Raw genomic sequence first — 24,143 nt, 5'->3', positions numbered from 1 at the left:
ATATCGCCTATTCAGGGACGTTCGCGGTTTGTTGCTCAGGAGTGTTCATCTATAGGTTGCGTGCGCTTCGATTATTGGCAGATACCCGCGCTGCCTTCCAAGATTTCTGCCTTATGCCCACAACCAGATTTTAAGTTAAATTGACCCAAGCCGCATTCCTTGAAGAACTTTGCACGCATGCAGCCACAAATTTAACACCATTGAGTCCGTCATGAACTGTTGGATAAACAACCGACACGTCAGGTGAAATCCCATTTCGGAAGGCTTGGATCGCCTCTGCTGCCTCTCCATAGATATTCGCGAACCCCTCAAGGTATCCCTCGGGATGTCCCGGAGGAACTCTACTCAACCGATTGGCTGCGTCACCAGCTCCAGCTCCATTTCGGGTGATCAAACGCTTGGGTTCGTTGTATGGCGTGAACCAAAGATAATTGGGATCTTCCTGAGACCACTCAAACCCACCTTTTTCGCCGTAGACGCGCAAACGAAGTGCGTTTTCATTGCCGGGAGCCACCTGAGAAGACCACAGCATACCACGCGCTCCGCCTTCAAAGCGAAGCAAGACGTGCGCGTTATCATCGACTTTGCGCCCCGGCACAAAGGCCTGCAAGTCCGCCGCGAGGCTTTCCGCTTTCAGCCCGGTTACAAAGCAAGCGAGGTTGTAAGCATGGGTTCCGATGTCACCGGTTGAACCACCCGCGCCCGAGCGTTCTGGATCGGTTCGCCACTCAGCCTGTTTGAAATCCTGCTGCTCGGTCAGCCAGTCCTGCGGGTACTCAACCTGAACAACGCGGATCTTGCCAATATCTCCGTTAGCGACCATTTCACGTGCCTGCCGAACCAGCGGATAGCCCGTGTAATTGTGGGTCAAAATGAATAAAGCATTCGCGCTTTCTGCTGCTTTGACCAGTTTCTTTGCGTCGGCAAGGGTCGAGGTGAGTGGCTTGTCACAAATTACATGAATACCGCGTTTCAGGAACTCACGTGCGGCTGCATAGTGAACGTGATTTGGCGTGACGATTGAGACCGCCTCGATCCCAGATTTCAACCGGGCTTCCCTGATCGCCATTTGTTTGAAGTCTTCATAGACCCGTTCGAGCCCTAATGCATGACCACTTTCAAGAGATTTCTCTGGCGTCGAAGACAAAGCACCGGCAACCAAATCAAACTTGTCGTCCAATCGCGCCGCTATTCGATGAACGCCGCCTATGAAGGCGTCGTTCCCGCCGCCAACCATGCCAAGTCGAATGCGGCCCGAAGTTTCTTCATTGCGTCCTGTGACCATCACTCAATCCCCAGCATTTTACGATTGGCTGCTTCGTCTGCGCCACCATCAGCGAAATCATCAAAGGCTTTCTCGGTCACACGGATAATGTGATCTGACACAAACTGAGCGCCTTCACGCGCTCCATCGTCGGGGTGTTTGAGACAGCATTCCCATTCGACCACAGCCCAGCCATCAAAGTCATTCGCGGCCATTTTTGAGAAGACCGCCCCGAAATCTACCTGGCCATCACCAAGCGACCGGAAGCGCCCGGCACGATCGACCCAGCTTTGATACCCGGAATAAACACCCTGGCGGCCGGTCGGGTTAAACTCGGCATCTTTGACATGGAACATCCGGATCCGATCTTTGTAGATGTCGATATTGTCCAGATAGTCGAGGCATTGCAGCACGTAGTGCGACGGGTCGTACAACATGCAAGCGCGTGGGTGATTTCCTGTCCGTTCGAGAAACATCTCGTACGTCACGCCGTCGTGGAGGTCCTCACCTGGGTGAATTTCATAACAGACGTCAACGCCGCATTCCTCGGCGTGATCCAGTATTGGCACCCAACGACGAGCAAGCTCCTCAAATGCCGTTTCGATCAAGCCTGCAGGGCGCTGCGGCCAAGGATAGACATAAGGCCATGCCAATGCGCCTGAGAATGTCGCATGCGCTGAAATACCCAAGTTTTTCGAAGCAGATAGCGCTTTTTTGACTTGGTCTACCGCCCATTCTTGCCGGGCTTTCGGGTTTCCCCTGACGCTTTCGGCTGCAAAACCATCAAACGCGCTGTCATAGGCCGGGTGAACGGCCACAAGTTGGCCCTGAAGGTGGGTTGAAAGTTCAGTGACTTCGATGCCATTTTCCTTGGCTATGCCTTTAAAATCATCGCAATAACTGGCGCTGGACGAGGCTTGTTCCAGATCGAACAACCGGCCGTCCCAACTAGGAACCTGAACGCCCTTGTATCCACAGTCCGCCGCCCATTTAGTGATCGCGTCCCACGAATTGAACGGCGCTTCGTCCCCCGCGAATTGCGCAAGAAACAAAGCTGGACCTTTGATTTTCTTCATAAAATTTCCTCCCCAAAACCTAAGCCTCTATGGCGGTAAATTTTCCTTCAGATAGATGTCGATACGGATACGTTCCTGTGCTTTGTTGAACGGAACTTTGTCCGAAGTTGCGCGCAATAGACGGACGGCAGAGCGAACAATGTGCCCGGTGTCTTGCGAGATTAAGGCGTCAAATGTGCCAAGCCTAAGCGCCTCACGACTGAGCGGAGTAAGCTCATGAGCTATGATCACCAGATCTTTGCTGAGTTTGTTCTCTGAAAGAAATTGAATGAGGCCCGCATTGCCCGCTGCTGACGAGTATATTCCGACCAGATCCGGATAGGTTTCAAAGATTTCGGGCATCATCCTGTAAATCAGATCCGGGTCATCCCGGCCCTCGACAGACGCTACGACTTTGAGGTGCGGAAATTCCTCAGCCACAACAAGGTCAAAGCCTTGACGACGCTCCAGGTGGTCACGCGCCAAACGGGATCCTGTAAGAACCAAGACCTTGCCTTCGCGATGGACAAATCTTCCCATCAGCTGAGCTGCGGTTCGTCCTGCCGAAACGTTATCAATTCCGACAAAGTGGTCTCGCTCAGAACTTGGCAAGTCAGACACCAAGGCAACAACCGGAACGCCTTTTTCCCTGAGCCTTTTTACAGCGTCGCGGACAGAAGGGGTCTCGGGCCCGAAAACGGCGACTCCGTCAACGTCCAAACTGTCGACAGCATCCAAAATATTGACGATATCTTGCGGCTCGAACGGAGCGACGTTCTTTACTGCAATGCGCGTCCGTTGGATAAATTGGTCACGTGTTTGTTCAGCGATCTGACTGCTTATTGCCTCCACAAACTCGTTGTCCGTGTCTGGTAAAACAAAGAGGAAATTATAGACGCGGTTTCGCGCCAGGTTGGCTGCGGCGGTGTCGCGCACATACCCCAGCTCATCAATCGCCTTCTGTACTTTCTGTACAGTCACTGCTCGCACGCCGGGGCGCCTGTTCAAGACCCGATCAACGGTCGCCAGGCTGACACCCGCCACGCGAGCGATGTCATTGACGGTTGGCTTTTTCACCAATTTTAGTTTTTGTTTTTGATCTTCCACGTGTTCCTCAGCCCTCAATCTCCCGTGCTAAGCCTTCAAACAACAATGCAACAGCTTCAGCGCCGGGATCGTTATGTCCAACTAGGTTTTCTTCGGGAACATAGGCCGCGCGGCCCGCCTTCGCACGGCGAATATTTGCGGTGTTGTTCGCGCCTTCGCGGGCAGCCTCGGCTGCATGCGTCAGACTAGATGGTAGTGCGGCAAGTGCTGGTGCCAGTGCGTCAATCATTGTCCTGTCACCGACCTTGGCACCCCCAACCTGGCTGACGCGATTCAGGCCTACGACCAAAGACTTCGGTATCGAAGCCCCGCTCGCACAGGCATCGCCAGCTGCGTTGAAGAAAATTGCGAGTATAACGCCGGAAGAACCACCCATTGTCTGGCTCAACTCATTGCCTAGTGCCGGAAACAGTTGCGTCAGATCAGCAAGCGGCATGCGGTCAAGGCTACCTTGCAATGCTCTTGCGGCAGTGGCGAGTGTGCTTCCCGTATCGCCATCTCCGGATTTCGCGTCCAACTCGTTCAGGTTCTTCTCTGCGTTGATGAGAAGTTCAGACAAACGAGCGATCGTTTCCCTTGTGGCAGGGTTGTTCGAAGGAATTGGATCGATCGGGGTCAGGCCATCAGGCAAGGGCGCTACTTTTATCGGGTCGATGGAATTGACGCCGGGCCAAGCCGCCAGATCAACAGGAGCCTCGAGTGCCGATAAATCGTCCTGATCTACAGGCAGAATGGAAACAGAAAACCCGTGCATATCCAGCGATGTCATCATTGGTGCCGGGCCGATGATATGGTGGGCGATACCTGTTTCAGACAGGGCATGCGTGAGGACAGCCATTTCTAGCGGTGTTGTGGACCCAAGGTTGTTGACCAGCGCCACACGATCCCCGGATCCCATCCTTTGCTTTAGCTTCTCCACCACTGTGGACATGGCCGATACGGCATTCGAGAATTCGACTTGCTGTACACCGGGTTCACCGTGGATGCCCAAGCCAAGCTCTGCTTTGCCGGGCGCAATCCTGTCCTCTTTCGGAGACCCAGGAACGGTACAGGTGTCCAGGCTCATACCGATGCTCACGACCTTGGCTATGATGCGTCTTGCTGCGGCGGTGACGGTGTCGAGATCAGCACCACTTTCGGCAAGCGCTCCGGCTATTTTGTGCACGAACAATGTACCTGCCACGCCACGTGGTTGCGGAAGGTCGGGCAGGGCGATGTCATCATCAACTACGACCATCTCTACTTTGCGGCCCAACGCACGGGCGCGTTCGGCCGCCAGTCCAAAGTTCAATCGATCACCGGTGTAATTTTTGACAATAAGCAGGCACCCAGCCTCGCCCGTAACCGCAAGAATGCCAGCCAAAACCGCCTCGACCGATGGCGAGGCGAACACTTCTCCGCAGATTGCTGCCGTGAGCATACCGGCGCCGACAAACCCTGCGTGGGCAGGTTCGTGACCAGACCCGCCGCCGGAAACCAAGGCGACTTTCGACTTTTCCCAATCCGACCTGTAGACAACCTTGATGTGCGGGTATCCATCCAATCGGGTAAGCCGTCCTCCTGATGACGCGAGAAGACCGTCTATGGCCTCTGTCACCAGTGTTTCTTTTGTGTTGAGGAACTTGGCCATGCTTTTGCTCCTTAATTCACTCGCGCGCCGGACGCGTCAAAATACAATGGGTTGTGTGGGCGGATTTTTATAAGTTTTCCAGATGGATAGTCCTGATGGACATCAATCAAGGTCACAACCGTGTGACCGTTTAAGTCCAGGTGCAGTCGTGTTTGATCCCCCAGGTGTTCGGCACGTATCACACGCGCTTCGCTGCCTTCGCCTTCGATGATGTTTTCTGGGCGAAGACCAATCTGCGGGCCTTTGTGGTCGCCTCTGAACAACTCGGACGGCAGGATGTTGATCCGTGGCAGACCCAACCGGCTGGCGACATATACACTGCCGGGGTCTTCATAAATGTCCCGGGGTGTCCCGTATTGAACCAACTTGCCGTTTTCCAAAACGCCGATATGGGTCGCCATTGTCATCGCTTCGACCTGATCATGGGTCACGTAGAGCAAGGTCGATCCCAGATCTGCCTGAATTCTTTTCAATTCGACCCGCAAATCCGCCCGCAGCTTGGCGTCCAAAGAACTGAGGGGTTCATCCATCAGAAATATCTGGGGGTCACGCACTAGCGCCCGCCCGATTGACACCCGCTGCATTTCGCCGCCGGACAGTTCGGTGGCTTTGTTGTCCAGCTTGTGTGGGATCTGGAGGATTTCGGCGACTTCGTTGACCTTCCTCGCGATCTCATCCTCTGGCGTCTTCAGGATCGGAGAACGCAAAGGGAAAGACAGGTTTTCACGCACTGTCATATGCGGGTACAGCGAGTATTGCTGGAAGACCATCGCCACATCGCGCTGGGCGGGTGTATCTATTCCAACGTCACGCCCGCCAATGCGCACTGTTCCTGAATCCAGTTTCTCAAGTCCGGATATCAATCTCAGTGTTGTTGTTTTTCCCGCGCCGGTCGGGCCCAACAGCACCACAAAGGCACCGTTGGGGATCGTCATTGAGATATCATCCACCGCTTTAAGATTGCCGAATGATTTTGAGATACTCTCCAAAACGATTTCAGCCATTGCTCAGCACCTCGTCGTTCAGAGCGGACCTCAACGCGCGTCCGGTAGATTTTTCAAAAAGGGTTACTGCGGGTGAGCGGAACTCCAATCCCACGGTCTCGCCAGGGCTAACGACTTCGCGTGCATCAATTCGGGCTTTCAGCTCACCGTTCGGGCTTTGCAATGTCACTATCTGGGTGGTTCCCAAATATTCTGCGGCCAGGACCTTGGCCCGGTAGGCGCTTGCATCCGATAGAAAAACATGCTCGGGGCGGACACCAAAAACCAAGTCACCTTCAGCCCCTTCCATCAGTTTGGGAACAGGTTCGTCATGCCCGTTCAGGCCAACCATTTCAGTGCCAGGTTCGACCTTTCCCTGAAATGGCAAGAAGTTCATCGAAGGAGACCCGATAAAGTTAGCTACAAACATCGTAGCGGGTTTGTCGTAAATCTCCTGAGGCGTGCCGAATTGCTCGATCACAGCATTGTTCATCACTACGATTTTGTCGCCCATTTGCATGGCTTCCAACTGGTCATGTGTAACGTAAACAGTGGTCGCACCCATACGGTCATGAAGCGCGCGCAGTTCTTCGGCCATGTGTTCACGAAACTCTGCATCAAGTGCACCAAGAGGTTCGTCCATCATGAATGCCTTGGGGTCACGAACAATCGCGCGCCCGAGCGCAACCCGTTGTCTATCTCCTCCCGAAAGCCCTCCGACGGGGTTGTCAAGAATGTCTGTTATCCCCAGAATTCCGGCGACTTCTTTTATCTTGGCTTTGACCGCGGCACGTGGCATCCCCTGCGAAATCAACGGATAGCTGATATTCTTACGCACGTTCATATGCGGGTACAGCGCGAACATCTGGAACACGAAGGCAATGTCTCGCTCTGAGGGTGGCCGCTGGCTGATTTCTTCACCGTCAAGGTAGATTTCACCCGACGTTGGAAGTTCCAAACCTGCGATCATCCGCAGAGTCGTCGTCTTTCCGCAACCGGATGGCCCCAGCAGCATGAAGAACTCACCATCCTCAATCGTGAACGAGCTTTCGCGTACAGCCGTGAAATCGCCGAACATCTTTTTTACGTTTTTGACTATGATCTGGGCCATTTCTACTCCGGGAAGTGGCTGACGATGATGAACATAACGGTTCCGATCAGCGTTACGATGAAAGAGTAGGTGAAAGCCCAAAGGACAAAGGGCTGCATCAGCATGAAGACACCCAGTGCGATAAGGATGGTTGCGACCATTTCCCATGGGCCGCGGCGAAGCCGCATCAATCCGGTAAGAAACTCGCTCATTTGCGTACGGCTCCGAATGTGATCCCACGCAGCAGGTGTTTGCGCATCAGGATGGTGAAAATCATAACCGGGATCAGGAAGATCGTTGCTCCAGCCGCCACAGCAGGCCAGTCCAGACCGCCGATACCGATAATGGTTGGGATGAAGGGCGGCGCGGTCTGCGCATTTGCTGAGGTAAGCAGTACGGCAAATGCATATTCATTCCATGCAAAGATGAGGCAGAAAATCGCCGTTGAGGCAATCCCGGTGGCGGCTTGCGGCAGCACCACTTTGTAGAAAGCCTGAAACCGTGTGTAGCCGTCGATCAGAGCAGCTTCTTCGTACTCTCTGGGGATTTCATCTATGAATCCTTTCAGCAACCACACTGCCAGAGAGATGTTCACGCCCGTGTACAGCAGGATCATTCCCAAGTGCGTATCGCTGAGCCCAAGATTTCTGAACATCAGGAAGATTGGGATGGCGACAGCAACCGGGGGCATCATTCTTGTACTGAGGATGAAGAACAGAAGGTCGTCTTTAAGCGGGACCTTGAACCTACTGAAGGCATAGGCCGCCAAAGTGCCAAGAAAAATACTCAGGAACGTTGATCCAAACCCGATGATGACTGAGTTCATAAAGCGCTCACCGAACTTGGATGGTCCAACGATCACCATGTCGTATTGGCGTACGATCTCATCGGCCCAATTCTGCGGTGGGTTGGCTTCCAGAAACTCCTGCGTTTGTCGCGTGCGTGTGGTGAAAAGGTTGACATAGCCTTCAAGCGTTGGGTCAAAGACCACTTTGGGCGGGTAGCTGATCGCATCGGCCGGGGACTTGAAGCCAGTCAGCAAAATCCAAACAAGTGGGATCATCGTGATCAGCGCATAAGTGATGACCAAGAAGCCCGCGATCCACTTGGACCGGTTCGAGGGTTCGGTGACGGAAAAGCTGCTCATCTCTGTTTCACCTTGTTCAGGGCTTTTACGTAGATCGACGCAAGGCCGAACACGGTGACGAAAAGGATGATCGCATAGGCCGAGGCATAGCCCGTACGCCACTTCTCAAACGCCTCCCGCTTGAGATTGATTGAGGTGAGTTCCGTTACAGAACCCGGTCCTCCACCAGTGAGCTGAACCACTAAGTCGAACATCTTAAAGTTTTCGATCCCACGAAACAGCACCGCGAGCATCAGAAATGGCAGCACCATCGGGATAGTAATCGTGAAGAACTGCCGCAGCTTGCTGGCCCGGTCGATCTCGGCAGCTTCGTAAATATAGTCGGGAATGCTGCGCAGCCCGGCCAGACAGATCAGCATCACGAAGGGCGTCCACATCCAGGTGTCAACGATAACGATCGCCCACGGGGCTAGGGTCACTGAGCCAAGCATCTCAAAGCTCGAGGGTTCTTTGCCGGTGAACCACGACACGATGTAGTTGAACAGGCCGATTTGAGGCTGATACAGGAACTTCCAGAAGTTTCCGACGACTGCAGGTGACAACATCATCGGCAATACGATAATCGTAGTCCAAAGATCGTTGCCCTTGAATTTCTTGTTGATCAACCAAGCTAGCGTGAACCCGATTAACACCTGAAAAAAGATTGTCCAAAACAGGAAATGCGCCGTCGCTTGCATGTTCAGCCAGGTGTCTGAGTCGGTCAGGATACGCTCGTAATTCCTGAGCCCAACATCTTTGACTTCACGCCCAATCCGGTTGGCCTTGTAGTTGGTAAAGCTCAGCTGAATGGTCCAGATCAACGGGAAGATATTGATCGCCAGCAGTAGAAATATCGTTGGGGAGATGAATATCCAGGCGATCGCGCGGTCGGATAAGCCCCTGATTTTTCGCGCAACTCGCTTGGGCGTTGCCTGCGCAACGCGATCTACGGTCCTGTCAGACATCTCTTTGCCAGTTCTTGTTGGTTTACGACTCACGGGAGAAGGTGGAGCGGGTTCGCGCCCGCTCCTGCCTGCGTCCGGGTTACAGCTTGCCTTCGTCTTCGAAGACTTCCGTCCAATCTTCGATCAAAAGATCAAGCGCTTCTTGAGCTGTGCCTTGGTCGGCAACCACGTAGTCGTGGATGCGTTTCTGCATTGCCAGCAGGAGTTCCGCATAGGCAGGCTCCTGCCAGAAATCCTGAACTCCACCCATTGCTTCTAGGAAATCACCGGCAAACGGTTGGCTGTCCACGAAACCAGGATCTTCAAGCACCGAGTTATGTGCCGAGTAACCGCCAAGTTCCCACCATTTGGCCTGAACTTCCGGCTGCGCGAACCACTTTATGTACTCAAGCGCGGCGTCCTGTTTATCAGAGTAGCTGACAACAGAAATACCTTGTCCGCCCAGTGTCGAGCCTGCCTGATTTTGTGGTGGGTTCACGAAGAAGTCGATCTTGTCACCACCGGTATTGGGATCGGCATAGAGACCCGGGAAGAACGCGAACCAGTTCATAGCCATGGCGACCTGACCGGATTTAAATGCATCCAAGCTCTCACCCATGTAAGAGTTCGTGTATCCCGGAGGCGTCGCCGTTTTGTAGAACTCTTTGTAGAATTCCAGAGCCTCAACCGCTTCCGGTGAGTTTACGGCACCTTCCATATCATATGAGCCAGGAGTGTTTTCGTATTTGAAACCCCACGGATACAGGGCCCCGGTGACACCCATGGTGATCCCTTCCGAGCCGCGCTCGGTAAAGATTGCAGCCCCATACACAGTCTTGCCGTCGATTTCACGACCTTGGAAGAACTGTGCGATCTGCAACAACTCTTTCTGAGACTGAGGCTCGCGTAGGTCCTGACCAGTCGCTTCTTTGTACGCGGCTTGGATTTCAGGGTTTTCGAACCAATCCTTGCGATAGAACCAACCATTCGCATCGCCCATCGCAGGAAGCGCGTAGTAATTTGGTGTACCCTTGGGCCAGGTCGAATAAGCGTAAACTGTTGCAGGTGCGAAATCGTCCATGCTGATGCTTTCAGCATCGAAGAAGTCGTTCAGCTGGACATAGTGGCCATTCTCAGCGCCACCGCCGATCCATTGGCTATCACCAATCAGCAGGTCGCATAGCTTACCGCCGGAGTTCAGTTCGTTCAGCATCCTGTCCGCAAAATTTGGCCAAGGAACAAATTCGAAATTCATTGTGTGGCCGGATTCTGCTTCGAATTCCTTTGATAGTTCGACAAGCGCGTTGGCCGGGTCCCATGCCGCCCAACATAGTGTCAGATCTTCAGCATTTGCCTTGGTAGAAAGAGTAGTAGCGGCAAGGACTATTGCGCTGACCGAAGCCAGTTTTGTGTAAGTCATCCATTCCTCCCTTTTTTCGCCGTCAATCGAGGATGTGCGAATCGCGGCATACCTCCAAGGCTATTTGAGGTACGCACCTCAAGTCTAGATATTTTTGAGGTTCGTACCTCATAAACCCGAAAGAGATCGCCAACTTTGTCTCCTAGTCATTGATTCCTAAAGAAATTATTCTTTGGACTTGATGCGCATGCATTTTCGGCAGCGAGGTATTGTATGGTCATATCGACTTAAATTCGACTTAAATGGGCGCAGCCGTCATGCGGCCAACAGGTTCAGCGAACCCGCTTCTGAAGCGCTCAAAGATAATTTGGTCGATACCTTTGAGCACTCGAGATAGCGTCAAATAGCGTGGACAACTCGGGACCGTGCATAACTCTTTGTGGTCAGGTGCAGACGTATGAACAATCTCTCCATCGTCCGATTGAACCGCTACCCAATAAAAGGCTTGAGTTCCGAGCCTATGCGAACTGTGGCGCTGCGAGCAGGAGGGGGCATTCCGGGCGATCGCCTGTTCGGATTTGCTCGCTACAACTCCGGTTTCGACATGCAGAACCCAATGCCACTGCCGAAAGATCGTTTTGTCGTTTTGTTGAACGAGGCTGCACTGGCAGGCATTCAGACCGGTTTTGAAATTGAGTCCCAGGCACTTGAGATCAATGCGAATGGAAAGAAACGACGCTTTGACATGCGAGAGTCTGAAGATAGGAAGAATGCGGCAGAGTACCTTTCCTCAGAGATCGATTTAAAAGATCCAGAGCTGCCAAAGTTTGTCTCCGCTGCTCCTCATAGGTTTACAGATGTATCTGTCGTATCACCGCAAATGATGAACGCGATATCTGTTTTGAATCTGTCCTCCGTGAAAAAGTTGGGCGAACAACTGAACGCAGAAATCCACCCGGCGCGCTTCCGAGCGAATATTGAGATAGACGGTTTACCTTCGTTTGCTGAGCTGGATGCAGTTGGATCAGTTTTAAGATTTGGCTATGTCGAGTTGAAGATACTCTCACGTACGAAAAGGTGTGCAGCAACTGAAGTGAACCCGAAAACGGCCGAGCGCGACTTGAATATACCCTACCTTATTCGGAAACTGATGGGCCATATGGATATGGGCGTTTATGTCGAAGTGGTTAATGGTGGAACGCTAACGGTCGGTCAAACTGGGGAAATACTCGCTTAAACCTTGCCTCCTGCCAAAGTGGTTTTTCTAAGAGGTTTGAGCCATATTCGGTCAAACGATTAAACTCAACTCTTGCTCTGTCTTTCTTTTGGCTATCCTGGGTATCGAAGGTTGTCGCGTTCGTGCTTTCTGATCCAGATACGATTGGAGGGCACTCCTTTGACGGAGCCTTGACAAGATCCCTGTTTCAAATAATTTTAATCATTAAAATATATAGGCGGGTGGTGCTCAATGTATCTGGGCTTAGATTTGGGAACGTCAGGTCTCCGCGGGATTCTGGTAGATGACACAGGACACGTTGTCGGTGATGCCGAAGTCAGCATTTCCACTTCGACGCCTAAGCCTGGCTGGTCTGAGCAGGATCCTTTGGATTGGACCAACGCTTGCGAAGAGGTTGTTGGGAAGCTTCGCATTGGCAACCAGCAAGCATTCTCAAAACTGCGAGGTGTTGGCCTAAGCGGACACATGCACGGCGCTACACTACTGGATCATGATGGCGAAGTATTGAGGCCCTGTATTCTTTGGAACGATACTCGGTCAGCCGACGAAGCGGGGACACTAGATCAAACACCAGAGATGCGCGCAATATCGGGAAACATCGTATTCCCGGGGTTTACGGCGCCGAAACTCGAATGGTTGCGTGCGAATGAGCCGGATGTGTTCTCAAAGGTGGGCAAGGTATTGCTGCCGAAAGATTATTTGCGGTTTTGGCTGACTGGCGAATATGTTTCAGACATGTCTGACAGCGCAGGAACATCCTGGCTGGACGTTGACAATCGGCAGTGGTCAGAAAAGGCGCTAGCCATAGGTCACATGCGTGTCGAGCAGATGCCGCGCTTGGTCGAAGGCAGTGATCCGGGTGGAGAGTTGAAGACCCGATTGAGGCAGGAGTGGGGGCTTTCGAATCCGGTTGTCGTGGCTGGAGGTGCTGGCGACAATGCTGCCGCTGCCTGCGGGATCGGGAGCATCAACGACGGCACCGGTTTTGTCTCACTCGGAACGTCTGGCGTATTGCTTGTTGCGCGGGAAGCCTATGCTCCTGATCCGGAAACAGCAGTGCACTGTTTTTGTCATGCGGTTCCTGATCGATGGATACAAATGGGTGTTATGCTTTCAGCAACGAACAGCATGAACTGGCTTGCTCGCAATCTGGGCGAACCCGTGGAAAGACTCGCTTCAGCTATGCCTGAAAAACTGAACGGACCTGCAGCGATCACCTTCCTGCCATATCTGTCAGGAGAACGGACGCCGCATAACAATAGCCATATTCGAGGCGCGTTTTTGGGCGTGGACATCTCGTCAGAGCCCACTGAGTTGACCCAGTCTGTAATGGAGGGTGTTTCTTTTGGAATGAGAGATTGCCTAGAAGCACTGAAGAGCACCGGAACCCAGCCAAATAGCCTTATGGCAGTAGGGGGAGGAGCACGATCTCGGTTCTGGCTGGAAACCTTGGCTACTATTTTGCAAGTTCCACTGGATTTGCCAAAAGGCAGCGAGTTCGGTGCCGCTTTGGGCGCTGCGCGCCTCGCGATATGTGCTGCCAACGGCGCTGAGCCGGCGCAAGTCATGACACCGCCGGAAATTCAGGAACGCATTGAACCACGAGGCGATCTAATTGATACCTACGAAAACGAATACCGGAGATATAAGCAATTCTATGAGGCGCTTGCGCCGCTGGCGGTAAGATGAAACCAGAAACGGGTAAGCCCCATCAGATTGAAACTGCTATTCTTACCGATGGAAGTATGCGTGTTTCGGTCCTGAACTATGGGGCAATCACGCAGGGTTGGTGGTACAAGGACGTCCCGCTCATCCTTGGGTTCGAGGGCCCAAATGAGTATCTCACCGATACGCGTTACCTGGGCGCAATTGTAGGGCGTGTTGCCAACCGGATCAGCGGCGCGACGTTTGACTTGGATGGCGCCAGTTTTGAGCTGAACGCCAACGAGGGCAAAAACACACTGCATGGCGGGGACGATGGGCTGTCTAAACAGTTTTGGGAACTCGAACAGATTGCACAGAACGAAGTCTTTCTGAGCTATGTTTCTCGCGACGGTGAGGGCGGCTTTCCGGGTGAGATCAGGTTCGAGGTCAGGATATGCCTGCTGGGTCCACGCTTGGCATATTCAATAGCTGCACAACCTGACCGGCCGACGCCGATAAGCATTGCGCAACATAACTACTACACTTTGGGCGCCTCGGAAGGCGTAGATCGGCACAAGCTTAGACTCGCTTCAAATCGGTATCTGAAAATCGACGATCAGGGTATCCCGTCGGGCAGGGTGCTTGCGACCACCGACAAAGTGTTGGATTTTTCAACGCCCAAAACGATTGGCAGTGCTCCCGAAGGAATCGATCATTATTTTTGCTTTGATCATGATCGCGGCCCAAAGGCTCCGGTGGCGGAACTCACTTCACCTTCTGGCCTTGCGTTGACAGTCTACTCTGACCAGCCGGGAGCACAGGTGTATTCGGGCTATGAGCTGACAAAACTGCGGCGCACTTCGCGTGGTGTGTGTATCGAGCCATCGGGTTACCCCAACGCACCGAATATCTCGTCGTTTCCTTCAATCATCTATACTCCGGAGTATCCGTATCGGCAGGAACTTATTCTAGAAGTTTCTGAGGAATGACATGAGAGCAGTTTCGCTATTCTTGATTATCGGCTCAACAATCTCAGCGGTGGGTGGTGCGCGTGCCCAATCGCTTGGTCCTCTGCCGGAGTTCCTCGAACCCGACTTTGCAAGTGTCGAGCTGGGGCGGTTGCTGTTCTATGACCCAATATTATCCGGCAACAGGAATATCAGCTGCGCGACCTGCCATCATCCCAAACTTGGCACGTCAGACGGTCTTTCCCTTGGAATAGGGGAAGGAGGGATTGGACTGGGTCCAGAGCGAACGCTGGATCCCGAGAACACCCCGGAACAACGTATTCCTCGAAACTCACCAGGGCTTTGGAACCTCGGAGCTACTGAGTTCACGACGTTTTTCCATGATGGGCGACTAGAGGCAGACCCAACGCAACCTGATGGTATCAGAACACCGTTGGGTACTCATATGCGGTCTGGTTTCAATTCAGCGCTGGCCGCACAGGCCATGTTCCCGGTTTTGTCGCCAGACGAAATGGCGGGTCACTATTCTGAGAATGATGTGAGCAAGTCGGTTCGCCTTGGCTTTCTTACACAGCAAGGTGGTGCGTGGGATCTGATTGCAGAACGTGTTGCGGCCATTCCAGAGTACGAGCAGAGGTTTGAGGACTTAGCGCCGGATGATGGAGTTACGTTCACGGCAATTGCCAACGTAATCGCGGACTTTATCGCGTTCGAGTGGCGCGCGGATAACAGCCTCTTCGATCGCGCGATGCGAGGTGAGGCTGAATTGCCAGAAGAGGCCGAAATTGGCATGGGCCTGTTCTACGGAAAAGCTGGGTGCAGCAACTGCCATTCGGGCTGGTTTCAGACCGATCACAAGTTTCATTCGATTGCACTGCCGCAGATCGGTCCGGGAAAGGCGGCGCGATTTGAAAACCATGTCAGGGACGATGGGCGTCTTCGCGTAACCGGCGATTCCGAACACGCGTTTGATTTTCGTACGCCATCTCTGCGCAACGTGACCCTGACTGCGCCATACGGACACAACGGAGCCTATGCTGAACTTGAGGACATAGTACGCCATCATCTGGACTCGGTGGCGTCCTTGCGAAACTACTTGATCGAGATGGCCACCTTGCCGGACTTCCCCGGCTCTGACGACGAAAGGGCAATGTCGGATAATCAGCACCTGGGTGCGATTGCCCAAAGCAACGGCTTGCCGAAAGTAAGCCTGACGGATCAGGAAATCGACGCTCTTCTCAGATTTCTGGTAAGCCTTGAAGACCCGGCAGAGCGGCTAGGTGTGCCCGACCAAGTTCCAAGCGGGCTACCGGTCGACAAGTAATCAGCGGTAAAAACGTATGATTTGGTTGGGCTGATAGTCCAACCACTCGCCTTTCGATCCATCCGGCCAGATCATACGAACCTGCACCTGATCCTCACTCCCAAGCCCAAAATGCTGAAACCCAGCGATACCACCAGCGTGACCGCCGCCGATTGTGAGCTCGCGGGTCTGAACACCCAGCGAGGTTTTGACTTCAATAAATCCACCAATTGCTGATTGATTGGATTGATCCTGAGTGACATCAATCAATAGCCAGTTGCCACCCTGAGAAGAGTTCTGGCTGACTTCAAGCTCAGTGCCTCGGTTGACGACCACCAGATCCAGCTTCCCATCGTTGTTCAGGTCAGCAAGCGCTGCGCCACGAGACTTAGCCATCGAGGCAGCACCGGCATCTGCTGCAGCTTCAATAAACTGACCGTCGGAGTTCTGTAGTAGTAGGTTATTGGGGTCGTTCAGAGCCGCATCGGGCATCTGTTCTACGTTTCCCTTGGCCACGAATATATCGTCCCGGCCGTCGTTATTGACGTCGCCAAATTGTGCGTGCCACCCGGTGGATGGCCTTCCGTCTCCGCCGATATGCGGTATATGAGCGGTCGTACCCTTTTCGTAAGTTGCATCGCGCCAGGTCGGGCCGTTTGTCGCTGGGTCAAAAATCTGGAGTTTCTGATCACCCATTGAGGTCAGATAAACTTCGGGAAATCCATCTCCTGTAAGGTCCCGAGAGGCGATCCCCATTCCCCAGATCGAAAATGGAAGCCAGCCTTCGCCTTCCGAGTATTGGCGCGGCTCAGGCTCCATCGCCCACAATTGCTCGTGACCGCCGCGAACATAGTAGTGACGGTCGTTGCTGACGCGAAGATCTGCGCGGCCAGTTCGGGCCCAGTCCGAAAACAAAATGGAAAGTGAGCAGTAGCCGGGCTCAAGATGCAGCGGCTCACGATACGAGTCGCCTTCTGGACGGTACAAAAGGGTTGGGCCGCAGGATTCAAAGGGACCTTCGGGATCAAACCGATCAACATAAGTGCCAAACGCCAAGGTCGGTAAAGCTTGCCCGCTTTCCCATGTTGCCGAGAACCCTGTGGTCCAGTGATCCTCCGACTGAAACCCGAGTTCAGTGAAAGGGCTGAATTGGCAGTCGGAATGGCCCCGAAGAAGCAGGTCTGGGCCAACACGCAAAATCGCCAGATCCATAACGCCGTCGCTATCAACGTTGAGAGGGTAGGCGCCGATCACACCAGTCAGCGAAAGATCTTCAGGCGTCTTTGCCTGAAATGCTATCTGTTCGTTCGAGGTATTGATGAACAGTTGAGACCGGTTTGAACCGCCAGCCAAAAAGAGTTCTGGCAGCGAGTCCCCATTGCAATCGAAAACGGCCACACCACCACCGACAAAATGCTCCCACTCGCCATCATAGACATGTTTTGGTACATCCACATTTGTAAACTGGGGAATAACAGTGTCCGCATTCGCAACTGTGGCCAAAGTCGCAAATATCGCAAACTCAAGACGCATTCGCCGTCAGCTCCTTGACCTTGAGAATTGAGATTTGTTCAATTCCATAGGCTGCCGCCCCCTTGGCCCACATCATGTCACCCCAGTGATGAACTTTGATCTGGGGTAAAGGTGCATCGACATTCACAACGCCGCTTTGAATGCGGGTCATAACTTCGTTGGAACACAAATGCTCGAAGCTCATTTGTGCCCCCGAGACGATAATGCACTCTGGGTCATACAAATTGATCAGGTTGGAAATCCCGAGGCCAAACATCTGACCTGCGCGGGCAAGCACCGACGAAGCTCTGGCGTCACCCGAGTTGGCGCGGTCATGAATGTCGGAAATGGAGTCCATGTCGTTGGTATGACCAGTTACCGTCATCTCGCGGATCAAAGCATAGTCGCCCACATAGGCTTCTAGACACCCGCGTTGCCCGCATTGGCATAGGGCCCCGTCAAGTTGAACTTTGGTGTGCCCAAACTCAGCGCCGCAACCTCGTTCTCCACGGTATAGATTGCCGTCCAATACGATGCCAAGGCCAACACCGTGTTCGATCGTAACAACGAGGAAGTTCTTTAAACCCTTGCCCAAGCCAAAAAGCTGTTCGGCCTTGGCGACAAGATTGGCGTCGTTGTCGACGAATGCGGGGCAGGGCAGCGCATTTGAAAGCAAGTGGCTAAAATCAATGTTTCTCTCAGTAATCGAAGAAGACCAGTGCACAAAATTCTTGTTTGCATCGACCAGTCCAGCCACCCCGATAGAAACACCTGCCAAATGAGCGACAGAACGATCGATCTGATTGCAGGTTTCTTCAAGAGCTTCGCGGATCGCCGATACAAATTCTTGCGGCGACATCCTGGCGTGATCCAAAGCATATTTATGGGATGCGACTTCGTTTCCTTCAAAGTCGACCAAGATAACCGAGATCACTTGCCGAGCCACCTTGAGACCGGCCACAAGATACATCTGGCCGTCCAATTGCAGCAATACTCTGGGTCTGCCTCTCTTCCCCGACTTGGACTGTGCCTGGCTTTCAGTCTCTTTGACTAGCCCGGCCGAGATGAGATCAGCCGTGGCAGCGGTGACGGTCGCAGGGCTGGTTTGCAAGGCGGATGCAATATCGATCCGCGAGACGGACCCTTTGGCTCTGATGTGCTCCAATACCCGCAGGCGGGTCGTATTTCTTTGTTCCAAAGAAACCGGAGAGGCTTTGCTTTTCAGCATCTTGTCCTCGCGAATCTTGCTGTTGGTCCAATCTATTTGAATTTGCCTGCCTCTTGTAGAGTAAATATTTTACTGGCTGAAATAAATATGGTATTCAAATTTGTGAGAGCCGCGAATCGAAATGCGATGGCTCGGCAAATGGGAGGAAATCATGAAGAGAATTCTCAGCTTTTCGGCTGTGGCCACTTTGTTGGCTTCGACCGCATTCGCAGAGCCAGTAATTGGCGTAAGCTGGTCGAACTTTCAGGAAGAGCGTTGGAAAACGGATGAGGCGGCTATTAAATCGGCGCTTGAAGCAGGGGGTGCCGAGTACATCTCGGCGGACGCGCAATCGTCTTCCGCAAAGCAGCTATCGGACATCGAAAGCCTGATCGCCCAAGGTGTAGACGCGCTTATTATTTTGGCCCAAGACGCGCAAGCAATCGGACCGGCTGTTCAGGCTGCGGCTGACGAAGGTATTCCGGTCATTGCTTATGATCGCCTGATTGAGGATGACCGTGCATTCTATCTGACTTTCGACAATGTGGAAGTCGGCAGAATGCAGGCTCGGGCTGTCTTTGAGGCCATGCCCAAAGGCAACTACGTGATGATCAAGGGCTCTCCTACTGATCCGAACGCAGATTTCTTGCGGGGTGGACAGCAGGAAATTATCGGAGCAGCAGTGGACAGCGGTGACATCGTAATCGTTGGTGAAGCCTATACCGATGGCTGGTTGCCGGCAAACGCGCAGCGAAACATGGAACAGATCCTGACCGCGAATGAGAACAACGTGGATGCGGTTGTTGCATCAAATGACGGTACTGCAGGCGGGGTAGTCGCGGCCCTAACTGCTCAGGGCATGGAAGGCATTCCAGTGTCCGGTCAGGACGGCGACCACGCAGCGTTGAACCGCGTTGCGCTGGGGACTCAGACCGTATCTGTTTGGAAAGACGCGCGTGAGCTTGGCAAGGCGGCGGGCGAAATCGCGGTTGCGCTGAGCGGCGGCACAAGTCCTGCTGATGTCGAAGGCGCAGTTAGCTGGACATCACCAGGTGGCACCGAGATGAACTCGGTTTTCCTAGCGCCTGTTCCAATCACTAAGGGCAACTTGTCCGTGGTTGTTGATGCCGGATGGATCCCGCTGGAAGATCTTTGCCAAGGCGTTGAAAACGGACCTGCCCCTTGTAACTAAATCACTCAGCCCTAGGCCTCTTAGTCTGGGCCTGGGGCAAATGCTGAATATGAAAGATCGGAAATGACCGAAACTTCGTCTCAGCCGATACCTGAAAAAGCGAAACCCAGCCTGTTCCAGCAACTGGAACTGGATATGCGGCTTTTAGGAATGATCGGCGCATTTGTCATCCTGTGTATCGGGTTCAACATCTTCACGGACGGACGGTTCTTGACGCCTCGGAACCTGTTCAACCTCTCCATCCAGACGGTTTCAGTGGCCATTATGGCGTGCGGAATGGTGTTCATTATCGTCACTCGCCACATCGACTTGTCGGTAGGAGCGCTGCTGGCAACAACCTCGGCCGTGATGGCTATGACGCAAACCGAGCTTTTGCCGCAAATACTTGGGATGGGTTTGAACAATCCGGCAACCTGGGCGATCACAATTGTTGTTGGCCTGTTTGTCGGCACACTGATTGGTGCGTTTCATGGCTGGATGGTCGGCTATCTGACGATACCAGCCTTCATCGTCACGCTTGGTGGATTTCTGGTGTGGAGAAACGTGGCGTGGTATCTGACCAGCGGCCAGACGATTGGTCCTCTGGATAGTACATTCCTGATGTTTGGCGGGACCAACGGAACACTGGGCACGTCGACAAGCTGGCTGTTTGGGTTGTTCGCCACCGCGATCGCGATCTGGGCGTTGTGGAGTGGTCGCCGCGCAAAAGCGTCACATGGTTTCCCGGTAAAACCTGTTTGGGCCGAGGCCACTCTGGCCGGGATAATCGCAATTGCTATCCTTGGGTACGTTTACATCGTAAACAGCTACGCCATTCCGACGCGCCGGCTGCAACGTATGTTCGAAGCGCGCGGCGAGACAATGCCAGAGGGGCTGGTTGTAGGATACGGCATACCGATTTCTGTCCTCATTCTGATTATCGTGGCCGTCACGCTGACAATTGTGGCGCGAAAAACCCGGTTTGGACGCTACATCTTTGCCACCGGCGGAAACCCGGATGCGGCAGAGCTTTCTGGCATCAATACTCGGCTGCTGACCGTGAAGATTTTTGCGCTTATGGGCTTCCTGTGCGCCGTTTCTGCTGTGGTCGCCTCGGCGCGTCTGGCAAACCACTCAAACGACATTGGCACGCTGGACGAACTGCGCGTCATCGCCGCTGCAGTGATAGGAGGAACCGCATTGTCCGGCGGCATCGGCACTATCTATGGCGCGATCCTTGGCGCATTGATCATGCAGGCGCTGCAATCGGGCATGGCAATGGTTGGCGTTGACGCGCCGTTTCAGAACATCGTGGTCGGCAGCGTCCTCGTGTTGGCTGTCTATATCGACATCGTTTATCGCAAACGACTGGGGGCAAAATGATGCAAGCACAGGATATGCAGAAAAAACCTTCCGGCACCGGGCGCGGTTCAGGCGCGCCGCCGTTGGTCGAGATGCGCGACATCTCGATTTCCTTTGGTGGGGTCAAGGCCGTCGACCATGTGTCGGTCGATCTCTATCCGGGTGAAGTCGTTGGTCTACTTGGCCATAACGGGGCCGGAAAGTCCACGTTGATCAAGGTATTGTCCGGTGCCTATCAGATGGACCACGGCGAGATCCTGATCGATGGCAAGCCGGTCGAGATTGGCAATCCCCGTGACGCCCGGGCAAACAATATCGAAACGATATATCAGACGCTCGCGTTGGCCGACAATCTGGACGCGACATCAAACCTGTTCCTGGGGCGCGAGATGACGACGCCTTTTGGTTTGGTCAACGACGCAGCCATGGAGGCCGAGTGCCGAAAAATCATGGCGCAGCTCAACCCGAACTTTCAGAAGTTCAATGATCCGGTTTCCGCCTTGTCAGGGGGGCAAAGACAATCAGTGGCGATCGCTCGGGCTGTCTACTTCGACGCACGTATTTTGATCATGGATGAGCCGACAGCAGCGCTTGGGCCGCATGAAACTCAGATGGTGGCGGATTTGATCCACCAGCTAAAGGCGCAAGGCATTGGGATATTCCTGATCGATCATGACGTGCATGCCGTCATGGAACTGTGCGACCGCGCATCGGTCATGAAGAACGGAAAACTGGTTGGCACGGTCGATATCGCAGACGTCACTGATGACGACCTTTTGTCGATGATCATTCTCGGCAAACAGCCAACGCAAAAAGCAGAATAGGGTCAGGTATGACAAGCGGATTTTTCAATGGGATCGAACGGATCCAATATGAGGGCGTGGATAGTCAAAACCCAATGGCCTTCCGGCATTACAACCCCGATGAAGTGATTTTGGGTAAACGCATGGAAGACCATCTGAGGTTTGCAGTGGCCTGGTGGCATTCCTTTGCATGGGAAGGGGGGGATCCCTTTGGAGGACCCACCCTGGAGCGCCCATGGCATCCGCAGGACGACATGGGACGGGCCCGCATGAAGGCCGACATCGCTTTCGAGATGTTTGAACTTTTGGGTCAACCCTATTTTTGCTGGCACGACGCTGACATCCGTCCCGAGCAAGGCAACTTTGCTGAAAACCTCAATGCCTTGGAAGAGATCACCAATTACATCGGTGAAAAGATGCAGGTTTCAGGCACCAAGCTTCTTTGGGGTACGGCCAATATGTTTAGCCATCGTCGCTGGATGTCCGGCGCCAGTACTAATCCAGACCCTGACGTTTTTGCATACGCCGCAGCGACAGTAAAATCCTGTATCGACGCGACCCACAAGCTTGGCGGCGAAAACTATGTTCTTTGGGGCGGACGTGAAGGCTATGAGACCCTGCTGAACACGGATCTGAAAACCGAACTGGACCACATGGGCCGATTTTTAAACATGGTCGTAGAGTACAAGCACAAGATCGGGTTCAAAGGTACAATTCTTGTAGAACCGAAACCTCAGGAGCCTTCCAAGCACCAATACGACTATGACGCAGCTACTTGCATCGGATTTCTCAGGAAGTACGGGTTGGAGAACGAAGTGAAACTGAATCTCGAGCAGGGCCATGCGATTCTTGCTGGGCATAGCTTTGAGCATGAAATTGCGGTCGCGGCCGCAGAAGGGATGCTGGGTTCGATTGATATGAACCGCAACGACTATCAGTCTGGATGGGATACAGACCAATTCCCGAACAATACACCGGAAGTTGCCCTAGCTTACTATTACATCTTGAAGGCCGGTGGTTTTACCACCGGTGGCACTAATTTCGACGCCAAAATTCGCCGACAATCGATTGACGCCGTCGATCTGGTGGCGGCTCATATCGGTGGAATGGACATATGCGCACGCGGTTTGAAAGCAGCGGCTGCAATGATTGAAGATGGAGGTTTGGAAAACGCGCTTTCGCAACGGTATTCCGGTTGGAAATCTCCAAAAGCGGAGTCCATGTTAAGCGGCAGCCTGGATGAAATTTTCGCTCGCGTTTTAAGTGACGGAATAGACCCAGAGCCGCAATCTGGACGCCAGGAAATACTAGAGAATTATTTGAACAGATTTGTTTAACTGCCAAACTTAGGTATTTTCCGCTGTTGTCAAAAGTCACGCCGAGCCGCCCTCGGTTCTGAGGACGCGAGGGGAGGTTTTGTTCATAGCCCGTCCATAAAGACAAATCCTTTCCTTGATCTGGTCAAACGGCCGCAATTCTTTTTGGGTCACAAATGCTTGACGTTTGGGTCAGAAATGAATGACGTGATTGACCGATTTAATGAGGTTTTGGCCGTCGATTGAGTCAAATATCAGTGACGTTCCACATTTACTGTTGAACGTCACACGAACCTGACCCAACCGTCACAGTTGGACCAGAAACGGGGTGAACGTTCGACATCGGAAGGCACCCCCGATGTTGGACATCAATTAATTTTGGCCTCTGCGTCTTAAACTGACCCAAAATTCCCATTTTAATTCTCCCGCAGAGGGTTTCGTTTGATCTGGCTCCCCTTTTGGAAAATCTGGGCTGATTTGCAGATCAGACAGCGAAGCTGCCTGTTTCTGCCGACCTGCCACGTGGCGGACGCGGGAGGGGGCGAGGCAATGCTATTCGATAGCGGTGGTGCGGCCCGCAGGCATAGCCGAGGACACGTTCCTGTCTAATAGCGTTGCCCGAGGGGGAGAGCCGCGCCCTCACCCTGACGGCCAAGGGCGTTTGGCTTGTCCAAATCCCGCTGGCCCACGAAAGGAAGGTGATGGGAAAGAGGGCTTACCGCTATTTGCGATCGAACCCTTCTGTCAAACTTCAAAAAGTAATTGTGGCCACCAAGCAGACCTTCGCTGCTAGTGCAGCACTAGGCCTTAGTGACGGCGGCAATGCACTGGAAGCGGACGTTAAATCAAAGATGCAGTGCTTTGGAGCCTTGGACAGCAGCTATGCAGACAAAGCTGCCGTTGATTGTTCATTACAATTGGAAATCTAACGATCTAGTCGCAGCGTTTTCTGAGAAAGTCTCTACGCATATTCTTCAAATTCTGGGTTGTGCATTTGAACCCAACGAGTGTCTCATCAGGTTGTAATGTGTTCATTGGATCTTAGCAGTGTTCGACGCGTC

Annotated in this window: 21 protein-coding genes; 9 read left to right on the top strand and 12 right to left on the bottom strand. The window is 53.2% G+C overall.

Features of this window, described 5'->3' with window-relative positions; all coding sequences use genetic code 11:
- Nucleotides 1-130: 130 nt before the first annotated feature.
- The 10 genes from AC2FJF_RS11895 to AC2FJF_RS11850 all read right to left on the bottom strand — a co-directional run bounded on the left by AC2FJF_RS11895 (nt 131) and on the right by AC2FJF_RS11850 (nt 10,619).
- On the bottom strand, nt 131-1,285 hold the full coding sequence (locus AC2FJF_RS11895; RefSeq protein ID WP_496725591.1) for a Gfo/Idh/MocA family protein: 1,155 nt from the start codon (nt 1,283-1,285) through the stop codon (nt 131-133).
- Nucleotides 1,285-2,340, bottom strand: a complete 1,056-nt coding sequence (locus AC2FJF_RS11890) for a sugar phosphate isomerase/epimerase family protein (protein ID WP_496725590.1) — start codon at nt 2,338-2,340, stop codon at nt 1,285-1,287. Before AC2FJF_RS11890 ends, AC2FJF_RS11895 begins: the two co-directional genes overlap by 1 nt.
- A 27-nt stretch (nt 2,341-2,367) precedes the next feature.
- Nucleotides 2,368-3,396 (bottom strand): LacI family DNA-binding transcriptional regulator, encoded by a 1,029-nt coding sequence (locus tag AC2FJF_RS11885; RefSeq protein ID WP_496725589.1) that lies wholly within the window; start codon nt 3,394-3,396, stop codon nt 2,368-2,370.
- 37 nt (nt 3,397-3,433) lie between these two features.
- Complete coding sequence (locus tag AC2FJF_RS11880) at nt 3,434-5,056, bottom strand: dihydroxyacetone kinase subunit DhaK (RefSeq protein ID WP_496725588.1); 1,623 nt, start codon at nt 5,054-5,056, stop codon at nt 3,434-3,436.
- An 11-nt stretch (nt 5,057-5,067) separates the two neighbouring features.
- On the bottom strand, nt 5,068-6,060 hold the full coding sequence (locus AC2FJF_RS11875; RefSeq protein WP_496725587.1) for an ABC transporter ATP-binding protein: 993 nt from the start codon (nt 6,058-6,060) through the stop codon (nt 5,068-5,070).
- Complete coding sequence (locus AC2FJF_RS11870; RefSeq protein ID WP_496725586.1) at nt 6,053-7,150, bottom strand: ABC transporter ATP-binding protein; 1,098 nt, start codon at nt 7,148-7,150, stop codon at nt 6,053-6,055. Before AC2FJF_RS11870 ends, AC2FJF_RS11875 begins: the two co-directional genes overlap by 8 nt.
- 2 nt (nt 7,151-7,152) lie before the next feature.
- Complete coding sequence (locus AC2FJF_RS11865; protein ID WP_058274732.1) at nt 7,153-7,341, bottom strand: hypothetical protein; 189 nt, start codon at nt 7,339-7,341, stop codon at nt 7,153-7,155.
- Nucleotides 7,338-8,276 (bottom strand): carbohydrate ABC transporter permease, encoded by a 939-nt coding sequence (locus tag AC2FJF_RS11860; RefSeq protein ID WP_010442361.1) that lies wholly within the window; start codon nt 8,274-8,276, stop codon nt 7,338-7,340. Before AC2FJF_RS11860 ends, AC2FJF_RS11865 begins: the two co-directional genes overlap by 4 nt.
- Nucleotides 8,273-9,220 carry a carbohydrate ABC transporter permease gene (locus AC2FJF_RS11855; RefSeq protein WP_496725585.1) on the bottom strand — a complete coding sequence of 316 codons (948 nt, stop codon included), beginning with the start codon at nt 9,218-9,220 and terminating at the stop codon, nt 8,273-8,275. The genes AC2FJF_RS11860 and AC2FJF_RS11855 overlap by 4 nt, the downstream gene beginning before the upstream one ends.
- Before the next feature lie 79 nt (nt 9,221-9,299).
- The gene (locus AC2FJF_RS11850; protein WP_058276126.1) at nt 9,300-10,619 is read right to left on the bottom strand and encodes an ABC transporter substrate-binding protein; all 1,320 of its coding nucleotides are present in this window, start codon (nt 10,617-10,619) and stop codon (nt 9,300-9,302) included.
- A gap of 397 nt (nt 10,620-11,016) precedes the next feature.
- On the opposite strand from AC2FJF_RS11850, the gene AC2FJF_RS11845 reads away from it, so the two are divergent.
- The 4 genes from AC2FJF_RS11845 to AC2FJF_RS11830 all read left to right on the top strand — a co-directional run bounded on the left by AC2FJF_RS11845 (nt 11,017) and on the right by AC2FJF_RS11830 (nt 15,732).
- Nucleotides 11,017-11,796 carry an MOSC domain-containing protein gene (locus AC2FJF_RS11845; RefSeq protein WP_496725584.1) on the top strand — a complete coding sequence of 260 codons (780 nt, stop codon included), beginning with the start codon at nt 11,017-11,019 and terminating at the stop codon, nt 11,794-11,796.
- Between the two features lie 231 nt (nt 11,797-12,027).
- Nucleotides 12,028-13,485, top strand: coding sequence for a xylulokinase (gene xylB, locus AC2FJF_RS11840; RefSeq protein WP_496725583.1), 1,458 nt, complete (start codon nt 12,028-12,030; stop codon nt 13,483-13,485).
- Complete coding sequence (locus AC2FJF_RS11835) at nt 13,482-14,429, top strand: aldose epimerase family protein (protein WP_496725582.1); 948 nt, start codon at nt 13,482-13,484, stop codon at nt 14,427-14,429. Before xylB ends, AC2FJF_RS11835 begins: the two co-directional genes overlap by 4 nt.
- A gap of 1 nt (nt 14,430) precedes the next feature.
- On the top strand, nt 14,431-15,732 hold the full coding sequence (locus tag AC2FJF_RS11830) for a cytochrome-c peroxidase (RefSeq protein ID WP_496725581.1): 1,302 nt from the start codon (nt 14,431-14,433) through the stop codon (nt 15,730-15,732).
- On the opposite strand, the gene AC2FJF_RS11825 is transcribed toward AC2FJF_RS11830, so the two are convergent.
- Together AC2FJF_RS11825 and AC2FJF_RS11820 are read right to left on the bottom strand one after the other, a co-directional pair.
- Nucleotides 15,733-17,244 carry a CRTAC1 family protein gene (locus AC2FJF_RS11825; RefSeq protein WP_496725580.1) on the bottom strand — a complete coding sequence of 504 codons (1,512 nt, stop codon included), beginning with the start codon at nt 17,242-17,244 and terminating at the stop codon, nt 15,733-15,735.
- Entirely contained in the window at nt 17,234-18,451 is a 1,218-nt protein-coding gene (locus tag AC2FJF_RS11820) for an ROK family protein (RefSeq protein WP_496725579.1), read from the bottom strand. Before AC2FJF_RS11820 ends, AC2FJF_RS11825 begins: the two co-directional genes overlap by 11 nt.
- A 151-nt stretch (nt 18,452-18,602) precedes the next feature.
- Between AC2FJF_RS11820 and xylF the strand changes: the two genes are divergently transcribed.
- The 5 genes from xylF (at nt 18,603) to AC2FJF_RS11795 (ending at nt 24,011) form a co-directional block, all read left to right on the top strand.
- Complete coding sequence (gene xylF, locus AC2FJF_RS11815; protein ID WP_496725578.1) at nt 18,603-19,622, top strand: D-xylose ABC transporter substrate-binding protein; 1,020 nt, start codon at nt 18,603-18,605, stop codon at nt 19,620-19,622.
- 63 nt (nt 19,623-19,685) lie between these two features.
- Nucleotides 19,686-20,984 (top strand): sugar ABC transporter permease, encoded by a 1,299-nt coding sequence (locus AC2FJF_RS11810; protein WP_496725577.1) that lies wholly within the window; start codon nt 19,686-19,688, stop codon nt 20,982-20,984.
- Nucleotides 20,984-21,787 (top strand): ATP-binding cassette domain-containing protein, encoded by an 804-nt coding sequence (locus tag AC2FJF_RS11805; RefSeq protein WP_496725765.1) that lies wholly within the window; start codon nt 20,984-20,986, stop codon nt 21,785-21,787. The genes AC2FJF_RS11810 and AC2FJF_RS11805 overlap by 1 nt, the downstream gene beginning before the upstream one ends.
- An 8-nt stretch (nt 21,788-21,795) precedes the next feature.
- On the top strand, nt 21,796-23,103 hold the full coding sequence (gene xylA, locus AC2FJF_RS11800) for a xylose isomerase (RefSeq protein ID WP_496725576.1): 1,308 nt from the start codon (nt 21,796-21,798) through the stop codon (nt 23,101-23,103).
- A gap of 593 nt (nt 23,104-23,696) precedes the next feature.
- Complete coding sequence (locus AC2FJF_RS11795; RefSeq protein WP_496725575.1) at nt 23,697-24,011, top strand: hypothetical protein; 315 nt, start codon at nt 23,697-23,699, stop codon at nt 24,009-24,011.
- Nucleotides 24,012-24,143 lie beyond the last annotated feature (132 nt).

The organism is Ruegeria sp. CDSB013, assembly GCF_059611165.1.
This window is presented reverse-complemented; position numbering and strand designations above follow the sequence as displayed.